Origin of the sequence: Neisseria sp. HMSC074B07 (genome assembly GCF_001810355.1) — a bacterium.
Taxonomy (GTDB): Bacteria; Pseudomonadota; Gammaproteobacteria; order Burkholderiales; family Neisseriaceae; genus Neisseria.
On the sequence record NZ_KV800885.1, the window covers coordinates 16,885 to 18,634 of the forward strand.

The window sequence follows — 1,750 nt, forward strand, 5'->3', positions numbered from 1 at the left end:
GTATGAACAGATATGGCACCATGTTCCCCAAAAATAGACAATGGCAACACGTTCCTTGCTGAGTGTTTCGAGCGAAGTGCTGCTTCCATTGATAACACGGAGGAGTTCTGATGAGGCTTGCATCGGCTGATTGGGTTTGCGCCACCAGTCAACGGCTACGGAAATCAGAATAAAGAGGAGGAGGGCTTGGATAAGGGATTTTAGATAAGGTAAGAGTCGTTTCATGTGGTGTCTGCATAAAACAGGCTGAATAGAAAGGAATCTGCATGTACGGCTACAAGGTTGGCTTGCGGGCGTCGTCTGCGGCTTGCCGCCTTGCATCGGCAGATGAGGCATTCCTTAATAAACAGCCTGTCTGTATTTGAATCGTTGAGCTACGATATCAAAGTTTATCACTTATTATGAGGTTTAACGGCTTTTAATCTGGCGCGTATAAATAGCTAAAATAATGACGGCAAATACGGTGGAGGCAATCCATCCTGCCGGTTCGCCGACGCGATACCAACCTACTTGTTGTCCGACAAAACCGGCCAACGCGGAGCCGCCTATGCCTAGCAGGGTGGTCATGATGAAGCCTAAGTTTTCTTTGCCTGGGTGCAGGAATTTTGCCAATACGCCGATTACAAATCCAATAATGATGGTGCTGATCCAACCCATATCTCTTGTCTCCTTGTGTGTTGTGGGGAATATATGTGTGAAAATGCAGTATACAGGCTTGTTTTGTCCCGCTGTGCCATCTTTACAGTTTATAGCGTTGTTCCGTATGGGAAGGGCGGGCGGCGGTATTATAGTGGATTAACTTTAAACCAGTACGGCGTTGCCTCGCCTTGCTGTACTATCTGTACTGTCTGCGGCTTCGTCGCCTTGTCCTGATTTAGTTAAGCCACTATAGTAGCCAGCATTGAATCATACTAAAAGGTCGTCTGAAATCTGTTTCAGACGACCTTTTGACTTGCCAGGGTAAATTCTGATTATTGGGCAGCTTCAGCGTTTTCGGGAACTTCTTCAGAAACTTCTGAGGCAGCTTCGTTTTCTTGTTCCGACATGTCGTCGGCAGATGTTTCTTGCTCGGGGAGGCTGTTGGTATCAAATTTTTCAGAAGGCATGTTGTTCATTGGTGCTTCATATGCAGGCTGCCCAAAATTTTGTTGCTGCATTACTGCGGCAGGAAAGCGTGTCATTACAAAAAATACTAGTGGAATCATGATAATGAAACAAACCAGCATAAGCCACAAATAAGCTTGCATGAAGTGTTTGCGGTTTTTGTTACCGTCCCCAAATGCCCAGACAAATATCATGACAAGACCTACGATAGGAATGGCGAGTATCAGGAATGTGATGATCCAATCCTTGACGGTCATGACTGCAGTGTCGTTGGATACATTAGGGTGTGGAGTGTTATTTTGATCCATGAATAAACTACCTGAATGAAAGTAAATGAATAGGTCGGCAGCGGGCGGTTTTAATTTCTAATGTTTTAAAATGTGCTGAATGTTAAAGCGGTGACGCTGTGTAGAATCATTTTGCACCTTTACCCGACTGCCCGGCGATTGCAACATATATTTTATCCCAGCTGCAAGGAGGAGAATGTTATCTTTCATTCCGTTTTCATGCAAGTGGGCGGGTGGCGGGATAAGGTATCGAGGTAGGATGTGTTGGATTTTGGGTCATATGTGGATGGGTTTTAATGGAATGGGACGGCTTTGCCGTGTTCTATTATAGTCAATTAAAAACAAAATAGTACAATACT

The 1,750-nt window shown here is 44.9% G+C and carries 2 protein-coding genes and 1 pseudogene; all 3 read right to left on the reverse strand.

The window, feature by feature from the left end:
• Positions 1 to 225, reverse strand: a pseudogene (locus tag HMPREF2726_RS12575) (protein disulfide oxidoreductase); the annotation flags it as partial.
• 183 nt (positions 226 to 408) lie between these two features.
• Positions 409 to 657 carry a GlsB/YeaQ/YmgE family stress response membrane protein gene (locus HMPREF2726_RS01100; RefSeq protein WP_003757105.1) on the reverse strand — a complete coding sequence of 83 codons (249 nt, stop codon included), beginning with the start codon at positions 655 to 657 and terminating at the stop codon, positions 409 to 411.
• Between the two features lie 314 nt (positions 658 to 971).
• The gene (locus HMPREF2726_RS01105; protein ID WP_070601909.1) at positions 972 to 1,412 is read right to left on the reverse strand and encodes a hypothetical protein; all 441 of its coding nucleotides are present in this window, start codon (positions 1,410 to 1,412) and stop codon (positions 972 to 974) included.
• Between the last annotated feature and the right edge of the window lie 338 nt (positions 1,413 to 1,750).

Coding starts and splice junctions, on each gene's coding strand:
- HMPREF2726_RS01105 (WP_070601909.1), bottom strand. CDS start 1,412: ATGGATCAAAATAACACTCCACACCCTAATGTATCCAACGACACTGCA.
- HMPREF2726_RS01100 (WP_003757105.1), bottom strand. CDS start 657: ATGGGTTGGATCAGCACCATCATTATTGGATTTGTAATCGGCGTATTG.